14 protein-coding genes are annotated in these 17512 nt (G+C 71.9%); 5 read left to right on the top strand and 9 right to left on the bottom strand.

Annotated elements, in window-relative coordinates:
- Positions 1 to 38 precede the first annotated feature (38 nt).
- The 6 genes from ACWEBX_RS14880 to ACWEBX_RS14855 form a co-directional block, all read right to left on the bottom strand.
- On the bottom strand, positions 39 to 767 hold the full coding sequence (locus ACWEBX_RS14880; RefSeq protein WP_451885267.1) for an ABC transporter permease: 729 nt from the start codon (positions 765 to 767) through the stop codon (positions 39 to 41).
- Between the two features lie 113 nt (positions 768 to 880).
- Positions 881 to 1834, bottom strand: coding sequence for an ATP-binding cassette domain-containing protein (locus tag ACWEBX_RS14875; RefSeq protein ID WP_451885266.1), 954 nt, complete (start codon positions 1832 to 1834; stop codon positions 881 to 883).
- Between the two features lie 149 nt (positions 1835 to 1983).
- Positions 1984 to 2625 (bottom strand): PadR family transcriptional regulator, encoded by a 642-nt coding sequence (locus tag ACWEBX_RS14870; RefSeq protein WP_451885254.1) that lies wholly within the window; start codon positions 2623 to 2625, stop codon positions 1984 to 1986.
- 25 nt (positions 2626 to 2650) lie between these two features.
- Positions 2651 to 3199, bottom strand: a complete 549-nt coding sequence (locus ACWEBX_RS14865; protein ID WP_451885253.1) for a DinB family protein — start codon at positions 3197 to 3199, stop codon at positions 2651 to 2653.
- Between the two features lie 114 nt (positions 3200 to 3313).
- Complete coding sequence (locus ACWEBX_RS14860) at positions 3314 to 4774, bottom strand: aldehyde dehydrogenase family protein (protein WP_451885252.1); 1461 nt, start codon at positions 4772 to 4774, stop codon at positions 3314 to 3316.
- 144 nt (positions 4775 to 4918) lie between these two features.
- Positions 4919 to 5743 (bottom strand): helix-turn-helix domain-containing protein, encoded by an 825-nt coding sequence (locus ACWEBX_RS14855; RefSeq protein WP_355766589.1) that lies wholly within the window; start codon positions 5741 to 5743, stop codon positions 4919 to 4921.
- 338 nt (positions 5744 to 6081) lie between these two features.
- Between ACWEBX_RS14855 and ACWEBX_RS14850 the strand changes: the two genes are divergently transcribed.
- The gene (locus ACWEBX_RS14850) at positions 6082 to 6603 is read left to right on the top strand and encodes an ATP-binding protein (protein WP_451885251.1); all 522 of its coding nucleotides are present in this window, start codon (positions 6082 to 6084) and stop codon (positions 6601 to 6603) included.
- A 152-nt stretch (positions 6604 to 6755) separates the two neighbouring features.
- Here ACWEBX_RS14850 and ACWEBX_RS14845 read toward each other — a convergent pair whose 3' ends face one another.
- Entirely contained in the window at positions 6756 to 7040 is a 285-nt protein-coding gene (locus ACWEBX_RS14845; RefSeq protein WP_037625978.1) for a DUF397 domain-containing protein, read from the bottom strand.
- Between the two features lie 775 nt (positions 7041 to 7815).
- Here ACWEBX_RS14845 and ACWEBX_RS14840 point away from each other — a divergent pair.
- Positions 7816 to 8322 carry a hypothetical protein gene (locus ACWEBX_RS14840; RefSeq protein ID WP_451885250.1) on the top strand — a complete coding sequence of 169 codons (507 nt, stop codon included), beginning with the start codon at positions 7816 to 7818 and terminating at the stop codon, positions 8320 to 8322.
- A 192-nt stretch (positions 8323 to 8514) separates the two neighbouring features.
- Positions 8515 to 9063: a DUF4232 domain-containing protein gene (locus tag ACWEBX_RS14835; RefSeq protein WP_451885249.1), complete on the top strand. Its 549-nt coding sequence runs from the start codon at positions 8515 to 8517 to the stop codon at positions 9061 to 9063.
- A 160-nt stretch (positions 9064 to 9223) separates the two neighbouring features.
- On the opposite strand, the gene ACWEBX_RS14830 is transcribed toward ACWEBX_RS14835, so the two are convergent.
- Positions 9224 to 10357 carry a DUF2786 domain-containing protein gene (locus ACWEBX_RS14830; RefSeq protein WP_451885248.1) on the bottom strand — a complete coding sequence of 378 codons (1134 nt, stop codon included), beginning with the start codon at positions 10355 to 10357 and terminating at the stop codon, positions 9224 to 9226.
- A 188-nt stretch (positions 10358 to 10545) separates the two neighbouring features.
- Here ACWEBX_RS14830 and ACWEBX_RS14825 point away from each other — a divergent pair, with 188 nt between their 5' ends.
- Positions 10546 to 11331, top strand: a complete 786-nt coding sequence (locus tag ACWEBX_RS14825) for a Clp protease N-terminal domain-containing protein (RefSeq protein WP_451885247.1) — start codon at positions 10546 to 10548, stop codon at positions 11329 to 11331.
- A 140-nt stretch (positions 11332 to 11471) separates the two neighbouring features.
- The gene (locus tag ACWEBX_RS14820; RefSeq protein ID WP_451885246.1) at positions 11472 to 13163 is read left to right on the top strand and encodes a bifunctional 3'-5' exonuclease/DNA polymerase; all 1692 of its coding nucleotides are present in this window, start codon (positions 11472 to 11474) and stop codon (positions 13161 to 13163) included.
- Between the two features lie 67 nt (positions 13164 to 13230).
- Here ACWEBX_RS14820 and ACWEBX_RS14815 read toward each other — a convergent pair whose 3' ends face one another.
- Positions 13231 to 17145 (bottom strand): BTAD domain-containing putative transcriptional regulator, encoded by a 3915-nt coding sequence (locus ACWEBX_RS14815; protein WP_451885245.1) that lies wholly within the window; start codon positions 17143 to 17145, stop codon positions 13231 to 13233.
- Positions 17146 to 17512: the final 367 nt, after the last annotated feature.

Raw genomic sequence — 17512 nt, 5'->3', positions numbered from 1 at the left:
AGCCCGACTGCCCGTCGGCCCGGCCTCGCGGCCTTCCGTCAGCGGCTCATGCGGGCGAAGCGCCGTACGGCCAGGGGGAAGAAGACCGCGAGCAGGGCCAGGGGCCACAGGATCGCGGGGCCGATATGGCCCGGCTCGCCGCCCGGTCCGCCGAGCAGTTCACGGACGGCCGTCGCCGTCTGGGACATGGGGTTCCAGCCGACCACCGTGCCCAGCCAGCCGGGCATGGAGTCGGGGGAGGCGAAGACGTTGGACAGGAAGCCGACGGGCCAGACCAGGATCTGTACGGCCTGCACCAGCTCCGGCTTCCCGGCCACCATCGCCAGGTGGATACCGATCCACAGCATGGCGAAGCGGAGGAGCAGGAGCAGCCCCATCGCTCCGAGGAACGCGCCGGGGGTGGTGTCGGGGCGCCAGCCGAGCGCGTACCCGACCCCGGTCAGCACGGCCAGGCTCGCCACCGACTGGACCACGTCGGCGGCCGAACGGCCCACGAGGACGGCCCCGTTGGCCATCGGCAGGGAGCGGAAGCGGTCGATGACGCCCTTGCCGAGGTCCTGGGTGACGGCCAGCATCGTGCCCTCCAGGCCGAACGCCATGGTCAGGGCGAGCATGCCCGGCACCAGGTAGTCGACGTAGTCGCCCTCGACGTCCCGGCCGCCGCCGATCAGATAGCCGAACATCAGGAGCAGCATCACGGGGAAGACCAGACCGACCGCAGCCTGGACGGGCTGCCGTGCCCAGCGGGCGAATTCGCGGCGGGTCATCGTCCAGCAGTCGGAGAACAGCCTTGCTCCCGCGCCGAGTTCGAGCGGCCCACGGGGTCCCCCCGGCCGCCCGGACGCCCGGTTCCCTTCGCTGACGGTGTCGTACGTCGTGCTCACACGGCCTCCTTGGTTCGCGATGTCTCCCCGGTGAGGTGCAGGAACACCTCGTCCAGCGTCGGGCGCCGCAGCGCGATGTCCTCCGCCTCGATCCCGGCCTCCTCCAGAGCGCCTACGACCGCGGCGAGGGCCGCCATGCGGTCGGTGACCGGAGCGCTGAGCAACCGGCGGTCCGCGTCGACCGAGACCCCCTCCCCCGCGAACGGCGACAGGGCCACGGCGGCGCCCAGCAGGCCCGCGTCGCGCAGCACCACGTCGATGCGTTCGCCGCCCGTCCGGGACTTCAGTTCGTCGGCCGTTCCGTCCGCGATGAGCTGTCCGTGGTCGACGACCGAGATGCGGTCGGCGAGCTGATCCGCCTCCTCCAGGTACTGGGTGGTGAGCAGCACCGTCGTGCCGCCGCCGGCCAGGGAGCGCACCGCCGCCCACACCTCCGCCCGGCCGCGCGGGTCGAGCCCGGTCGTCGGCTCGTCCAGGAACAGGACCTCGGGATCGGTGATGAGCGACGCGGCCAGGTCCAGGCGACGGCGCATGCCGCCGCTGTACGCGCGGACCGCCTTGCGGCCTGTGCCGGCGAGACCGAAGCGCTCCAGGAGTTCGTCGGCCCGTGTCCGCGCGGCGCGGGAGCCCAGGTGGTGAAGGCGTCCGAACATCTCCAGGTTCTGCCGGCCCCCGAGCTCCTCGTCGAGCGCTGCGTGCTGGCCGAGCAGGCCGATGCGCGACCGCACCCGTCGGGCCTCGCGCACCACGTCGTGCCCGGCGACCTCCACCCTGCCGGCGTCCGGGCGCAGCAGCGTCGACAGGACCCTGACCAGGGTCGTCTTGCCCGCGCCGTTGGGGCCGAGCACCGCGTGCACCGTGCCGCGCCCGACCAGCAGGTCCAGTCCGTCCAGCGCGTGATGGTCCCCGTACCGCTTGCGTACGCCTTCGACGACGATCGCCCCGGTCATCCCGCTCCCTCCGCTCCGGCCCGCTTCCGAGCCGGTCTCCAGCCGGTCCTCCATGCCAGTAATCAAACTTGACTACCGACTCACGCCAACGGAGGGTAGGCCCGGCCAAGGCATTAGTCAAACTTGATGAGTGACGGGGCCAGCGCGGGTCAGCGCGCGTCCTCCGGGTGCCGCTCCCCCGTCGCGTACGGGTTCTCCTGGTCGTCGCGGAGGACCCCGACGAACGGTTCGCCCTCCCCGGCGAAGGTGTAGGCGCCTCCCTCGACACGGGCGATCAGGCCCCGGGTCCACGCCGCGTCGGCGTCGGCGGAGTGGACCCAGAGGTCCATGATCTCGCCGATGTGCCCGAGCTGGGCGGGGCCGTCCTCGGGCACGTAGTGCTCGGTGACGGCCGTACGCCACTGCTCGATCCCGCGGATCCGCTCCTTCAGGAGAGCCACCGCCTCGTCCCTCGGCAGGTCGACGATGAAGCCGATGCCCGCCGAGCGGACGTCCATCTTCTGGTCGTACGACGTCAGGGACTCGCGCAGCAGCGCCAGGAACTCCTCGGTCCCCGCAGCCGTGATCTCGTACTCGGTGCGCGGCGGCCCCCCGGCGGTGGACGGCGCGATCTCGTGGGCGCGCAGCAGTCCCTGCTTGGCCATCTGCTTGAGCGCGTGGTAGATCGAGCCGGGCTTGGCGCTGGACCACTCGTGCGCGCCCCAGTACTCCAGGTCGTTGCGCACCTGATAGCCGTGGGCCCGCCCGTGCTGACGGACCGCGCCGAGCACGAGGAGACGGATCGCTGACATGCCGTCCAGCCTAGGGGTGCCGCGGTCAGCCCCAGGTGGAGCCCTGCTCCAGTGCCACGAGTTCGAAGGCCGTCTTGCCGTCCAGGGACTCGCGGATGATGTCCGCGTGTCCGGCGTGCCGGGCCGTCTCGCGGATCAGGTGGAGGGCCAGCCAGCGCATCGAGACGCGGCCCTCGGGCGGGAACCAGGGGTCCGGCGGAAGCGCGAAGGTGTCGTCCAGGCTCGGCACCGAGCGCAGGAAGGCCTCCGTCTCCGCGGCGACCTTCTCCCAGTAGGCGAGCTGCGACGCGACCGTCTCACCCTCGGCGAGGACGAAGCACTCGTGCCAGTTCGACTCGTCCCGCTGCACGGCGGGCGGCTCGCCCTTGGCCCGCGCGATCCAGCCCTGCTCGACCTCGGCGACATGCTTGAGCAGTCCGCCCAGGGACAGTTCGCTGGCGCTCGGCCGGCTCGCGGCCTGCTCCTCCGTCAGCCCGAGGAGCGACCGGCGGATGCCGCCGCGCTGCTCCTCGATGAACGCGAGCAGTGCCCCGCACTCGTCGCCCCGCTCTTCCGCTCGCACATGCGTGACCATGACCGGCCGCCTTTCATCGGGTCCTTCCGACTGACACCGACGACGCTACGGACCCTTGCGGTCAGTTTCTGTCCGCAAGGGTCCGGGCACGCTGAACGATCACGCGAAGACGGCTCAGAAGGGGAAGCGGCTCCGCCCGTGCTGCACCGAGATCCACTTCGTCGTGGTGAAGGAGTCGACCGTCGTCTCGCCGTTCAGGCGACCGATGCCGGAGTGCTTCTCGCCACCGAAGGGGACGAGGGGTTCGTCGTGAACGGTGCCGTCGTTGACGTGGAACATGCCGGTGTCGATCTGCTTGGCGAAGTTCACGCCGCGCTCGATGTCAGCCGTGTGGACGGCGCCCGAGAGGCCGTAAGGGGTGTCGTTGACGATCCGGACCGCCTCCTCCTCGCCGTCGAACGGGACGAGGAAGACGACCGGGCCGAAGACCTCCTGGCGCAGCAGGTCCGAGTCGGCGGGGACACCGGTCAGGACGGAGGGCTCGACCAGGTTGTCCGTGGTGGTGCCGTGCACCAGGGCGGTGGCGCCCTCGGTGATCGCCTGCTCGACGACGCCCGCCAGCGCGTCCGCCTGGGAGGAGTTGATGACGGGCCCGATGACCGTCTGCGGGTCCCTCGGGTCGCCGGTCTTCAGCGTCCTGACCTTGGCGACGAACTTCTCGGTGAACTCGGCCTCGATCGAGCGGTCCACGAGGACGCGGTTGGCCGCCATGCAGACCTGGCCCTGGTGGACATAACGGCTGAAGACCGCCGCGTCGACCGCGTAGTCGATGTCCGCGTCCTCCAGGACCACCAGGGCGCTGTTGCCGCCCAGTTCGAGCACCGAGCGCTTGAAGTTCGCGGCGCAGACCGTGGCGACGTGCCGGCCGACCTTGTCGGAGCCGGTGAAGGAGATGACCTTCGGGACCGGGTGCTCGATGAAGGCGTCGCCGATCTCGGCGATGTCGGTGATGACGACGTTGAGGAGACCGCCGGGCAGGCCCGCCTCCTCGAAGACCTTCGCGACCAGCGAGCCGCCGGCGATCGGGGTGTTCTGGTGCGGCTTCAGGACCACGCCGTTGCCGAGCGCGAGCGCGGGGGCGACGGACTTGACCGACAGCAGGAACGGGAAGTTGAAGGGGCTGATGACGCCGACGACACCGACCGGTACGCGGTAGAGGCGGTTCTCCTTGCCGTCGACCGGCGAGGGGATGATCTTCCCCTCGGGGCGCAGCGCGAGCTGGACCGACTCGCGCAGGAACTCCCGGACGAGGTGCAGTTCGAAGGCCGCCTTGAGTCGGGTGCCGCCGAGCTCGGCGATGATCACATCGGTGATCTCCGCCTCGCGCTCGTCGATGACGGCGAGCGCCTTCTCGAAGACCGCGCGGCGCGCGTACGCGTTCGTCGCGCCCCACTTCTTCTGGGCGCGCTCGGCGGCACGGTAGGCGTCATCGACCTCTTCGACCGTGGCTATCGTGATCGACGCCAGCTTCTCGCCGTCGTACGGGTTGAAATCGATGATGTCCCAGGAGCCTGTTCCCGGGCGCCACTCGCCGTCGATGTACTGCTGGGCCAGGTCGGTGAAGTAGGACGACATGTGCTCCCTCAATCCCTGTGCTGCCGAGGCAGTCCTTGGCCCGGGTCAGCAGACATCCGATCACGGTCTGATCACACGTCATCGTACTTGTGTTTCAAGGGAGTTGAGAGAGACCGGAGAAGTCCGTGGCCGCTCTCGGGAAAGTCAGGAGAGCTGGAGCAGCCCGCGCAGCAGATCACGGCTCTCGTCCGGTCCGGGGCTGTCCTGCTGGAGCTGCTTGAGCGCGCCCTCGTACTGGTTGACGTCCTCGCGCTTGTCCAGATAGAGCGCGCTGGTGAGCTGTTCCAGATAGACGACGTCCGACAGATCGGACTCGGGGAAGCTCAGGATGGTGAACGCGCCGCTCTCGCCCGAGTGCCCGCCGAAGCTGAACGGCATGACCTGGAGACGCACGTTGGGCCGCTCGGAGACGTCGATCAGGTGCTGGAGCTGTCCGCGCATCACCTCGCGGTCGCCGTACGGGCGGCGCAGCGCGGCCTCGTCGAGGACGATGTGGAACTCGGGGGCGTTCTCGGAGACGAGGTACTTCTGCCGCTCCAGCCGCAGGGCCACACGCCGGTCGACGTCGGCGGCGGAGGCACCCTTCATCCCGCGCCGGACGACAGCGTGCGCGTACGCCTCGGTCTGGAGCAGGCCGTGCACGAACTGCACCTCGTACACCCGGATCAGGTGGGCCGCGCCTTCCAGGCCGACGTAGGTGGGGAACCAGCTCGGCAGGACGTCGGAGTAACTGTGCCACCAGCCCGCGACGTTGGCCTCCTTGGCGAGCGAGACCAGGGAGGTGCGCTCGGCCTCGTCCGTGATGCCGTAGAGCGTCAGCAGGTCCTCGACGTCGCGGGTCTTGAAGCTCACCCTTCCCAACTCCATACGGCTGATCTTCGATTCGGAGGCGCGGATCGAGTAGCCGGCCGCTTCACGGGTGATGCCACGCGCCTCACGCAGGCGCCGCAGATGTGACCCCAGCAGCATGCGCCGCACCACCGAGCCGCTCGACTCACCAGCGCTCACGTTCGTCAGCCTCCCCAACCGTCTTCCAGACGCCGCAGTCTGCCACTAAAACACTTCAAGCAGTACTCGTTCAGTTACGGAAACGGAAAGCGGCCAAAGCAGATGCACAGGAAAGGATCAGTGAAGCGTCGAGAACTGAGAATAAGGTGAAGGAAGAAATGAGCAAGAAGTAGGAGAGGAAGGTCCAATTCGGGCGCGTGCACGTGCATCTGCCCTTGCATCTGCTGTACGCATTCGGAACCATGGTCCCCGCGCCACCGCTGCATCGCAACGACCGCGAACACCCGGGAGTGCCTCGCATGGGGACGAATGGATCGACCATGCTCGAACCCTTACGGCAGGGACTTCCGCCTCTCGATCCCGCGGCCGTGTCCAGCGCCGCCTCGTGCGCCTTGCCCGCCCGCTACGAAGCGGTGCGCGAGGCCCGGCAGTTCACCCGCGGAACGTTGGACCAGTGGGAGATCGGCGACCGTTTCGACGACGTCTGCCTGGTGGTCTCCGAGCTCGTCACCAACGCCCTGCGGCACGCGCTGCCCGCGGACACGCCCCGCAAGGACGACCAAGGGCCGCCCGTACGGCTGCACTTGATGCGGTGGAGCTCACGACTGGTGTGCGCGGTGCGCGACCCCAGCCACGAGAGTCCGGTCGCCGGCGACTCGGACGACTTCGCGGCGGAGTCGGGGCGCGGCCTCTTCCTGGTCGACTCGTTCTCGGACAGCTGGGGCTGGCACCCACTCGCCGGGACGCTCAGCGGCAAGGTCGTTTGGGCGCTGTTCCGGCTGGGCGCGCAGCCGGACACGACCGGGCTCTCCCCCGAATAGCAACCGCGGCGCCTTTCGGCGCCGCGGTTCTACGCGCGTTACGGAACGCAGAGTGAAGTTCACCCTCGGTTTAAGCCGCCCGCACCGTCGCCGGCTTCCCGTGACCCATCGGTTCGGGACGGCTCGGTTCTGGACAGCTCGGGATCACGGCGTCAGCCCGCGATCAGGTGGTCGAACTCGCCGTCCTTGATGCCCAGGAGCATGGCCTCGATCTCGGCGCGCGTGTAGACGAGCGCGGGCCCCTCGGGGAACCGCGAGTTCCGCACGGCCACGTCACCGCCGGGCAGCCGCGCGAACTCCACGCAGGAACCCTGTGAGTTGCTGTGCCGGCTCTTCTGCCAGGCGACACCGTCGAGCTCGGTGGCGGCCATGCCGTTGTACACGAATTCAGCCATACCGTCGTACACGTCATCCACGTCGAACACGTCGTGGTCCACAGGTCGCTCCCCGGTCGTGCAGTGGCTGAGGTGGCCATAGATGCAGTAGTCAACTGACTCGGATCATAGCCCTGTTCATGTGCAGATGCATGGGCAGATGCACGTGCACGCGGGGTGGTCCTGCGGTTACAGCTTTTACCGGCCCTTGACTACCGGTTGTCGTACGCCTGACTACGGTCCGCACCTCACCGGAGTGCGGGTGCGGCCCTCATCCGGTCCAGCGCATTCCCCGGAGATCGCATCACATGCGACCGCCGGCCCCCCGTCCATGATCTTCCGCGCCATCATCCGTGCGGGATCGTCCGGATCGGATCCCGCGTGTACTAGGAAGAGACGCGTACCGCGCCCTTCCTGTTCCAGTGTCCGGGTAACGGGCCAGTCCGTGGGCCGCCGCGCGTTCACGTCGACCCGGCGGACGCTCAGCCTCCGCTCGGGCTCCGCTCGGGCTCGAAGGCGAGAACGCGCACGTCGACGGTGCCGGAGAAGGTCGCGTCGGGACACGGGACGGCGGCCGGCGTGTTCCGGTGACCGACCTCGGGCCGGACGTTCTCGGACCCCGGCATCTGCCACCGCGCGAGCAGAGCAGGCCGGTGAGCGCGCACTGCGCAAGCAGTCCGGGCCCGGTGAGCGCCCGCCGGACCTCGGCGGGCGGACGCGGCAGGAGCCGAGGCGACGCGCTTGGTCGCCGGATTCCCTGAGGGGGTCCCCAGGTCCTCCTGATAGCTTGCTGCGATCGTCCGGGCGACCCGCATCCATCCCACCCTTGGGGGCTTCAGTGACTACGGCGACCTTCCCGTCCCGCCACGCGCGTATCGCGGCCGCGGCCGCGGGACTGGCGGCGGCGGCCGTGCTGACCGGCTGCAGCAGCGGAAGCGGCGACTCCGGGGGGCCGTCGGCGACCCCGAGCGCGTCCGCGACGGACGGCGCCGGTACGGGCGGCGGTTCCGGGGGCACGTCCGCGGCGAGCGGCAAGCTCCAGGGGAGCTGGCTCACGACCGCGGGCGGCAAGGCCGTGGTGCTCATGATCAACGGCAAGCAGGCCGGCCTCTTCGCGACGGGCGGCACGGTGTGCAGCGGCACCTCGTCCGACGAGGCGAGCATGCAGATGATCCGCCTGGCCTGCACGGACGGCAGCAAGAAGCGCGCCGTCGGCATGGTGGACTCCGTCAGCGGTACGACTCTGACGGTCACCTGGCAGGGCGGCGTCGGCAAGGAGACGTACACCAGGAGTCAGGGCGGAAAGCTGCCCACGGGGCTGCCGACGGCGAGCCTGGGTTCCTGATCGCCGGATCAGCCGCGATCGCCCGACGCGAACCCCACGGGATCGCGTCGGCCATCCCGACAAGGTGGGAACGTCCGCGGACAATATCGGGCGATACCCGTCCCGTGCGGGTGAACAGCGAGGGGTGCGCAACCTCGGTGGACCCGAGTGCGTGATGATCCATGCACATCGTCACGACTCCCAGGGGAACCCATGCGCGCTCTGCCCATCGCCGTCACCGTCCTCGCGGCGGCCCTCGCCCTGACCTCATGCGACGGCGGCGGCTCCGGCAGTTCCGAGAAGTCCGGTGACACGGCCGGCTCGGCGAAGAAGGCGACCGTCGCGGCCTGCGCGATCGCTGACACCGCGATCCAGGTCGGCCCCGCGAACGCCGCCACGGCAGCCGGGGACACGGGCAACATCCCCGTCACCCTCACCAACAAGGGCGCCGGGTGCACCCTGAAGGGCTTCCCCGGACTCACCGTGGAAGCGGGCGGCACCTCCGCGGACATCGAAGGGGACAAGTCCGCGGCGCCGGAACCGCTGACCCTCGCCAAGGGCGACACCGCGACCTTCACCATCACGTACGTACGGGGTGCGGAGGGCGACGCCAAGACCCTCGCCGTGAAGACGCTGAAGATCGCTCTGCCCGGCGCCGGCACCACACAGAGCTTCCCGTGGTCGTACGGCCCGGTCGCCGGGAAGGGATCGGCGAGCGAGCCGAACGCCTCCGTGACACCGTTCCAGCACGCGGGCGACTGACGTACGGCACCCCTTCGCGGGCGCCCGCCGACGACCGTCTCCCCCCTCCGGGAGGGGCGCCCCGCCGACCAGCTCGGCCGCACTGCGGGAGCGCGCACCCCGCCGACCCCCTCGGCCGTACGCGGGAGCGCGCAGCACCGTCGGCGGCCATGGCTCGGGCCTAAGGGAGCGGGCGTCTGCCCCGGACCTGGGCGCGGTCCGCCGCCGCGGCGCCCTCGTGCCATCCGGCCTCGTCGGTGATCCCGCGCATCCTGGTCGTCCGCGTCTCCGGGAACATCCGGTCCAGGTGGTCCGCGACGGCCACGTCACGGGCCGCCAGGACCGGCAGCAGCGCCCCCTCCGTCTCCGCGGCGGTCACCTGCTCCTCGGCGACCGACGCGAGCCGGTCGCCGATCCGGTGCGCGTACGCGGCCAGGAACGACTGCCGGAAGGTCTTCGTGCGCTTGCGGCCGCCCGCCCGCTGCGCCGCCTCCGCCTTCGTCATCGCCGCCGTGGCCTGCACGAGGAGCGAGGTGTAGAGGAGCTCGACCGCCTCCAGGTCGGGTTCGAAGCCGACGACGGTCGAGAAGCAGAGGGCGTCGTCCCACACGGCCCGACAGCGGTTCGCCCCCGCGACCGCGTCCAGGAGCACCGCCTTGGCCGTCTCGTAGGGCGGCTCGACGCCGATGCGGCAGGCGCCCGGCGCGTCCTTCGCGTGGGTCCGGGCCGCCAGCAGCGCCTCGTCGATGGTGTGCCGCGCCATCAGCTCCTGCGCCTTGGCGCTCAGCGCCTCGGCCTCCTCCGGGAACCCGGTCGCCTCCGCCTTCGCGAGGAGGGCGCGGATGCGGGTGAGCATGCGTGTCTCCTGCGGGGCACCGGCCGTCGCCGGCGCCCGGGGCGGGTCCAGCGGCTCGATGGAGGGCAGGCGCAGGAGCAGCCGGTAGAGCTCCAGGGTCGCGGTGGCGCGTGAGAAACGGTCGGTCCGGAGGTCGTGGGGTTCGGCCCCCAGCTCGTCGAGCTGGGCCGCCCAGCGTGCGCCCCGGAGCTCGCGGTCGCCCTCCCGCTCCGTGAGGATCGAGGAGATCACCAGGTGTACGTGTACGTCGTCCAGGTCACGCCGCACGATCCGTACGACATCGGCGGGCTGCCAGCCACGCCGCCAGGCCGCCGCCACGAACTCCTCACCACGCCGGGCGAGTTCGGCGTCGGAGGCCGGGTCGGCCGCGAGCACGGAGGCTCCGGTGTCGAGCGCCGTGTCGGTGTCGGCGTAGAGGGCTGCCGCGAAGGCGCGCTCCACGGTGCTGGACGTACTCATCCCACGATCGTGTCACGGGCGGACCGGGGGCCGGTGTCCGCCTCGGCGCCGCGGCCGCCGGCTCGTCCACACCCTGTGGACAGTGCGTCGGCCGTCGGCATCGGGGTCGCCGGAAACAGCGCGGACGCCGGGCCGCCGACTGTCAACTTCGGGTTGACAGTCCGAGGCTGTCAACCTACCGTTGACACATGACGACGAACTCTCCCGGCAAGGCGTCCGTGCGTCTCGACGACCTCATCGAGGCCATCAAGAAGGTGCACAGCGACGCGCTCGACCAGCTCCAGGACGCGGTGATCGCGGCGGACCACCTGGGCGAGGTGGCCGACCATCTGATCGGACACTTCGTGGACCAGGCACGGCGTTCCGGGGCGTCCTGGACGGACATCGGCAGGAGCATGGGCGTCACCCGGCAGGCCGCGCAGAAGCGGTTCGTGCCCAAGGCGGAGACGGACCTCGACCCCAGCCAGGGCTTCGGCCGTTACACCGATCGGGCCAGGAAGGCCGTCGTGGTCGCGCACGACCGGTGCAAGGCCCTGGGCGGGACCGAGGGGCTGCCCGAGCACCTCGTCCTCGGCCTGCTCAGCGAGCCCGACGCGCTCGGCGCACGGGCCATCACCGCGCAGGGAGTCTCCCTGGACGCCGTCCGCGAGGCCGCCGTCGCCGCGCTCCCGCCGGCCGCCGACGAGGTCCCCGAACTGGTCCCGTACGGACCTGCCGCCAAGAAGGTCCTGGAGCTCACGTTCCGCGAGGCGCTCCGCCTCGGCCACAACTACGTCGGCACCGAGCACATCCTGCTCGCCCTGCTGGAGTTCGAGAACGGCGAGGGCGTGCTCAGCGGCGCGGGCGTCGACAAGACGGCGGCCGAAGCGCACATCGGACGCATGATCACGGAGCTGGTGAGGGAGAAGGCGGAGGCGGAGGCTGGGGCGAGAACAGCGGCGGAGGAAGAGGCGAAGGCGGAGGGCGCGTCCTAGGTCGTGTCCGCAAAGTAGGGGCCACGACCTAGGGGCAGCCGTCGGGGCGCCGCTCGGAGGGGGCGCCTGATGAGCAGCCGCTCGGTCGGAACGGCCTCGTCGAAACGGCGTTGTCAGACCCTCCTGCGAGACTCGGAGGCATGACCGAGCGCTGGGCTCTCGCGCCGGCCGAGGACGGTGGCGTGGAGCTCGCCGCCCTCGGCCCGGACGGGCTGCCCAGGGGAGGGGTCCGCCGGGAGGCGGACCTCGCGGAGGCCGTACGGGCCCGGCCGGACGTGAGCCGGTGGGTGTGGCGGTCGACGGCCGATGTCTATCCGCGACTGCTCGCCACGGGGGTGCGAGTGGAGCGGTGTTATGACATGGAGGCCGCCGAGACCCTGCTGCTCGGACACGAGGGGCGGCTCGGCGAGCCCCGGTCGGCGGCCGCCGCGCTGGCGAGACTGCGCGGCGGCCCCGTGCCGCCGGACCCGCCGCAGCGTTCCGCCGAGCCCGGTTCGCAGTCCTCCCTCTTCGAACCCCGCCCGGTGCACGTGCCGCTGGCGGACCTCCTCACGGTCTACGCCGACCAGCAGCGTCGGCACGACGCGGCAGCGCACCCGGACCGCATGCGGCTGCTGACGGCCGCCGAGTCCGCGGGGATGCTGGTCGCGGCCGAGATGAACCGGGCCGGGCTGCCGTGGAGCGCGGACGTCCACCGGGACGTGCTGCACGAACTGCTCGGCGAGCGGTACACAGGCGGCGGTGAGCCCCGGCGCCTCGCCGAGCTCACCGACGAGGTGTCCGCCGCTTTCGGACGACGGGTCAGACCCGACCTGCCGGCCGATGTCGTCAAGGCGTTCGCGCAGGCCGGGATCAAGGTCAAGTCCACCCGGCGGTGGGAGATCGAGACGATCGACCATCCGGCCGTGAAACCGCTCATCGAGTACAAGAAGCTGTATCGGATCTGGGTCGCCCACGGCTGGTCCTGGCTCCAGGACTGGGTGCGCGACGGGCGGTTCCGGCCCGAGTACCTGCCGGGCGGGACCGTCACCGGACGCTGGGTGACCAACGGCGGCGGCGCGCTCCAGATCCCCAAGGTGATCCGGCGTGCCGTCGTCGCCGACCCCGGCTGGCGGCTGGTCGTCGCCGACGCCGACCAGATGGAGCCGCGCGTCCTCGCCGCCATCTCCCGCGATCCCGGCCTGATGGAGGTCGCGGGCCGGGAGAGCGACCTCTATCAGTCGGTGTCGGACCGGGCGTTCTCCGGCGACCGGGCGCAGGCCAAGCTCGCCGTGCTCGGCGCCGTCTACGGCCAGACCTCCGGCGACGGCCTGAAGAACCTCGCCCTGCTCCGCCGCCGTTTCCCCACGGCGGTCGCGTACGTGGACGACGCGGCCCGCGCGGGCGAGGAGGGGCGGCTGGTGCGGACCTGGCTGGGGCGGACGTGCCCTCCGGCCGCCGGGTCGGGCGACGACGGCGGGGAGGAGGCGGGCATCCCGCAGGACGATCCCGTGGACACCGCCGCCGACCAGGGCTGGGTGCCGGGGTACGCGTCCTCCGACTCCCGCGCCCGCGGACGGTTCGCGCGCAACTTCGTCGTGCAGGGCAGCGCCGCCGACTGGGCCCTGCTGATGCTGGCGGCGCTGCGCCGCACCTGCTCCGGGCTCGCCGCCGAGCTGGTCTTCTTCCAGCACGACGAGGTGATGGTGCACTGCCCGGCCGAGGAGGCCGACACCGTGGTGGCCGCCATCCGCGACGCGGCCGAACTCGCGGGCCGTCTCACGTTCGGACGGACGCCGGTGCGTTTTCCGTTCACGACGGCGGTCGTACGGTGCTACGCGGACGCGAAGTGACGCGGTCGGCCTGTCGCCGGACGGTGCGGGACGCCCGCGCCCGGGCCGGTCGGGACGCCGGAGGACTTCACGGTCCGCCCGCCACCACCGCTCTGCCTGCTCCGTCTATTCCGTCTGCTCCGTCTGCTCCGTCTGCCAGCAGATTCCGCAGTTCGCCCGTCACCGGGCTGTCCGTCTCCGCCAGTGCCTCCAGAGCCGACGTCCACTCCGCGTAGGCCGCCTCGGCGTCGCCGCGTTCCCGCAGCAGCAGGCCCGCCTGGTGACGGGCGAGGCCTCCGGTGTACCGGTCGGCACGGCGGTCGGCACGGCAGCGCAGCAGATCGCACTCGCGCGCGGCACGTTCCCAGTGACCGACACCGCGCAGGGCCCGCACCAGGCCGAGCCTGGTCTGCGACTCGCCGTGCCAGTCGCCGTGGCCGCCGAGGATGCGCAGGCTCTCCTCGAAGTGCGGTACGGCGGCGGCCGGTTCGCCGAGCGTGAGGTGGGCGTAGCCGATGTTGCAGTGCGCCGAGTGCCGGATGATCACGTCCTGCACGGCGTCGCCGATCGCGAGACTGCGCTTGTGGTGATCGATGGCGGCCCGCGGGTCGGTGTGCTCGTACAGGTTGCCGAGGTGGCTGTAGGTGATGGCCTCCATGTGCGGGTCGCCCAGCTCCCGCGAGAACTGGAGACTTTGGAGCAGAGCCTCACCGGACTCGGCGTGGCGGCCGAGGGATTCGAGGAGCATGCCCCGGTTGTTCAGGGCCCGCCGCTGGCAGGAGCGCACCCCGAGGCGGCTCCAGATCGCGAGTGCCTCGTCGTTCAGGGTGAGGGCTTCGCCCACGCGGCCCGTCACGAAGTGCAGACCTCCGAGGTCGCCGAGCGCGTACGCCTCCGCGGCCTCGTCGCCGAGCAGGCGCGCCGCGTCGAGCGCGGCCCGCTGAAGGACCTCCGACTCGGCTGCCCGGCCACTGCGTTGGACGTACGGGTTGAGCAGGCGGGCCAGCAGGGGGAAGTACGGCGAGGCGTGCGCGTGCCGCTGCGCGAGCGCGACCACGTTCGCCAGTTCCGTGTCGCCCCAGGCGAAGGCCTCCCGCCCGGAACAGAACGGGGGTGTGGCCGCCACGTCCGCCGCGTGCCCGGCCGGCTGCGAGGCGGTCGGCCTGCTCCGGTCCTCCCTGTCGAGGCCGGGTTCGAGAATCGCCTCCAGGGAGCGGGCGGCGACACCGGCGTACCAGCGCAGGGCGCGCTCGGCGACGGCGGCGTCATGACCGAGAGGTGCGGACCCGGTCGCCACGAGACCCGCGCCGGTGGCGGCATCGGCGTCGGCGTCGGCGGCCAGGGGCGTTGTCGCGAGGACGCACTCCGCCTCGCCCGCGATCTCCCGGGCGAAGTCCCGTACGAGGTCGTGCGGCGCGTACCGCCCGTACGCGGTCTCCTCCAGGAGGGCGACGTCGACGAGGCGGTCGAGCGCGGCCTCGGCGCGGCGTTCGCCGGTGCCGGTGAGGCGGGCGACGAGGGCGGCTCCGTACGCGGGCAGGTCGAGCGCGCCGATACGGCACAGGGCGAGCGCCGCGTCCCGGTCGGCCTCGCGTTCGGAGGCGCGCAGCGCGTCGTGCGCGACGGCGAGCGAACGGCGCACGCTCAGGTCGTCGTACTCCAGATGGTGCAACCGGCCTTCCGTGGCTGCCAGTTGACCGGCGAGAACATCGGGGGTCAGCGCGCGGCGGGCGGCGAGCCGGGCCGCGACGACCCGGAGGGCCAGCGGCAGCCGGCCGGTGAGTTCGACGAGGGGGTGGCCTCCGTCGAGTCCGTCCTGGCGGCCGGAGACCGCGCGGAGCAGGGCCGCGCTGTCCTCGTCCGTCAGCGGCGCGAGCGGGAAACGGTCGGCGCCGTCCAGGGCGGTGAGCGGTGAGCGGCTCGTCACGATCACCGCGCAGCCGGCGCCGGCCGGCAACAGCGGGCGCACCTGGGCTGCGTGCGCCGCGTCGTCCAGCACCATGAGGGTGCGGGTGGGCGCGAGCATCGACCGGAGCAACGCCGCTGCGGCGTCGGGGTGTTCGGGGATGCGGCGGGGTTCCGTCCCCAGGTCGCGCAGGAGCGCGGCGAGCGCCTGACCGGCGGTGAGCGGGGTCATGCCGGGGGTGGCGCCGTGCAGGTTGACGTACAACTGGCCGTCGGTGAATCGTTCCCGCAGTCCGTGCGCGACGTGCAGCGCGAGCGCGCTCTTGCCGACGCCCGCCATGCCGCTGATCACCGCTACGCGCGGCAGCACGGTGGTGGGTTCACCGCCGAAGGGCCGGCCGTGCGCATCGCCCCGGGCGCCGTCACCGGACCCACCGGCGGACGCCCCACCGTCAGTTGCCCGGCCGTCAGTCGCCGGGCCGCCGGCCGTCCGGTCGGCCGCCTGGGCTGTTGTCCGGCCGGGCGACCCGGCGAACGTCGTGACACCGGGCTTCCCGCTGTCCGCACGGGCGGATGCACCGGCGAACACGCCTGCGGATGCTCCGCCGTCGGGGCCGCCGATCGAGTGTGCCGGGTCCTCCGGGTGCGGGCGACGCGGGACGCTCTCCGGGTCCAGGACTCGGAACAGGCGGTCGCGGACGTCCTCACGTCCGGTGAAGTGAGCTGGAGGCGGGGGGAGTTGAGCGGGCCGGGGAGGCGAGGCGACGCCCCGGCCACCCCGGGCGCCGTCGCCATCGCGATCAACGCTCCCGGCAACGCCGGTACCGCCGTCGCGGCCGGCAGCCCGGGCGCGACCCACGTTCGCGTCGCGGCCGACAGTGTCGTCCCGGCCCTCATCGCCACCGCTACCGGCACTCCGGTACCGGCCACCGTCGCCGCCTGTGCCGTCGTTCCGGCCGGCACTCCCGTCCCGCCAGGCACTCCCGGCCCGTTCGACGTCCCCATCCCGGCCACGGTCACCGTCACGGCCGACGCTCCCGGCCCCGTCGTCAGTCCCGGCCCTGTCGCCGTCGCTGCTCCAAGCCCGATCGCGACCCCCGTCGGTGTCGCCGCCCGGGATCTGGTCGGCGCTCCCTGCGCGGTCGCTGTCGCCCTCCGCCCGCCGGTCCCGGCTCCGGCCGTCGTCCCGGCGTCTGTCGCCGCCCCTTCTCCGGTCCGTTCCCACGCCCGGAATCCAGGCGCTGCCCTCTTCGCCACTCCCGATCCCGCTCACGGCCCGGTCTCCGGCGTGGCCCCCGCCCGGGGGCACGTCGGTGGCACGGGCCTCGCCCGGAACCCGGTCGTTGTCCCGCAGGATCTCCAGGTGGGCCCTGCGCACGGCCGGCCCGGGCTCGATGCCGAGCTCGTCGAGCAGGCGGGCCCGCAGGTCGCGGTGGACGGCGAGGGCCTCGGCCTGGCGTCCGGTGCGGTGCAGCACCAGCATCAGCAGCCGGTGGAACGACTCGCGGAGCGGATGCTCGGCCGTGCGGGCGGCCAGCTCCGGTGCCAGCCGGTCGAGCCGGGACGCCGTCGGATCGAGGCGCAGCTCCGCCTCGTACCCCCACTCCAGGACGAGCAGCCGGCCCTCCTCCAGACGCTGGACGAAGGCGTGTCCGCCGGTCTCGGGCGGCAGGCCGCTCAAGGGGGTGCCACGCCACAGTGCGAGCGCGGCGGTGGACTCGCGCAGCGCCCGCTCCCAGTCGCGTTCGGCGTGCGCGTCACGCGCGGAGGTGGCGTGCCGCTCGAAGACACGGACGTCCAACTCGCCCTCGCCGACCCGCAGGACGTACCCGGGCGGTACCGCGCGCAGCCGTTCGGGATCGTCGAGGAGCCGGCGCAGCCGGGTCGCGTGGTTCTGCAGGGACGCCTGGGCGGAGGCGGGCGGCGCCCCGCCCCACAGCGCGTCCTTGAGCGCGTCCACGGAGACGACCCGGCCCGGTTCGAGGAGCAGCGCGGCCAGCAGGGCACGCATCTTCCGGCCGCCGATCGAGACGACCTCGCCACCGGCGTCGTACAGGACCGGCGGCCCCAGCAGCCCGAACCGCAGCCCGTTCCGCATACGCCGCCCCACTGCCTTTCCGCCTGGCCGCGCCGACCGGGCACCACGGCGGTTTCGCGCCCTCCCAGGACGGGTTCACGCCGGTCAAGTGATCGTCCCCGAGGGAACCGTTGGCCATATGTTAGCGATCCGTTGGCGCGGGCTGATGTGATCAAGCCATCGGATCTGGCCCGACGGTGCGCGCGTACTACGCGTAACTCGGGGGAGTGTCGCCGCCGTGGCCGGATCCGGGGACGTCAGAGGCCCCGGTCGTTGAGGTGATCGACCGGGGCCTCCGTCCGTACCCGGCCCGGTGAACCGCCCCGGACGTCAAGCCGTGCCACTCCGGCCGACAAACCCGTCACTCCGGCCAACCAGCCGTGCCACT

This window comes from Streptomyces sp. NPDC005070 (assembly GCF_053600395.1).
This window is presented reverse-complemented; position numbering and strand designations above follow the sequence as displayed.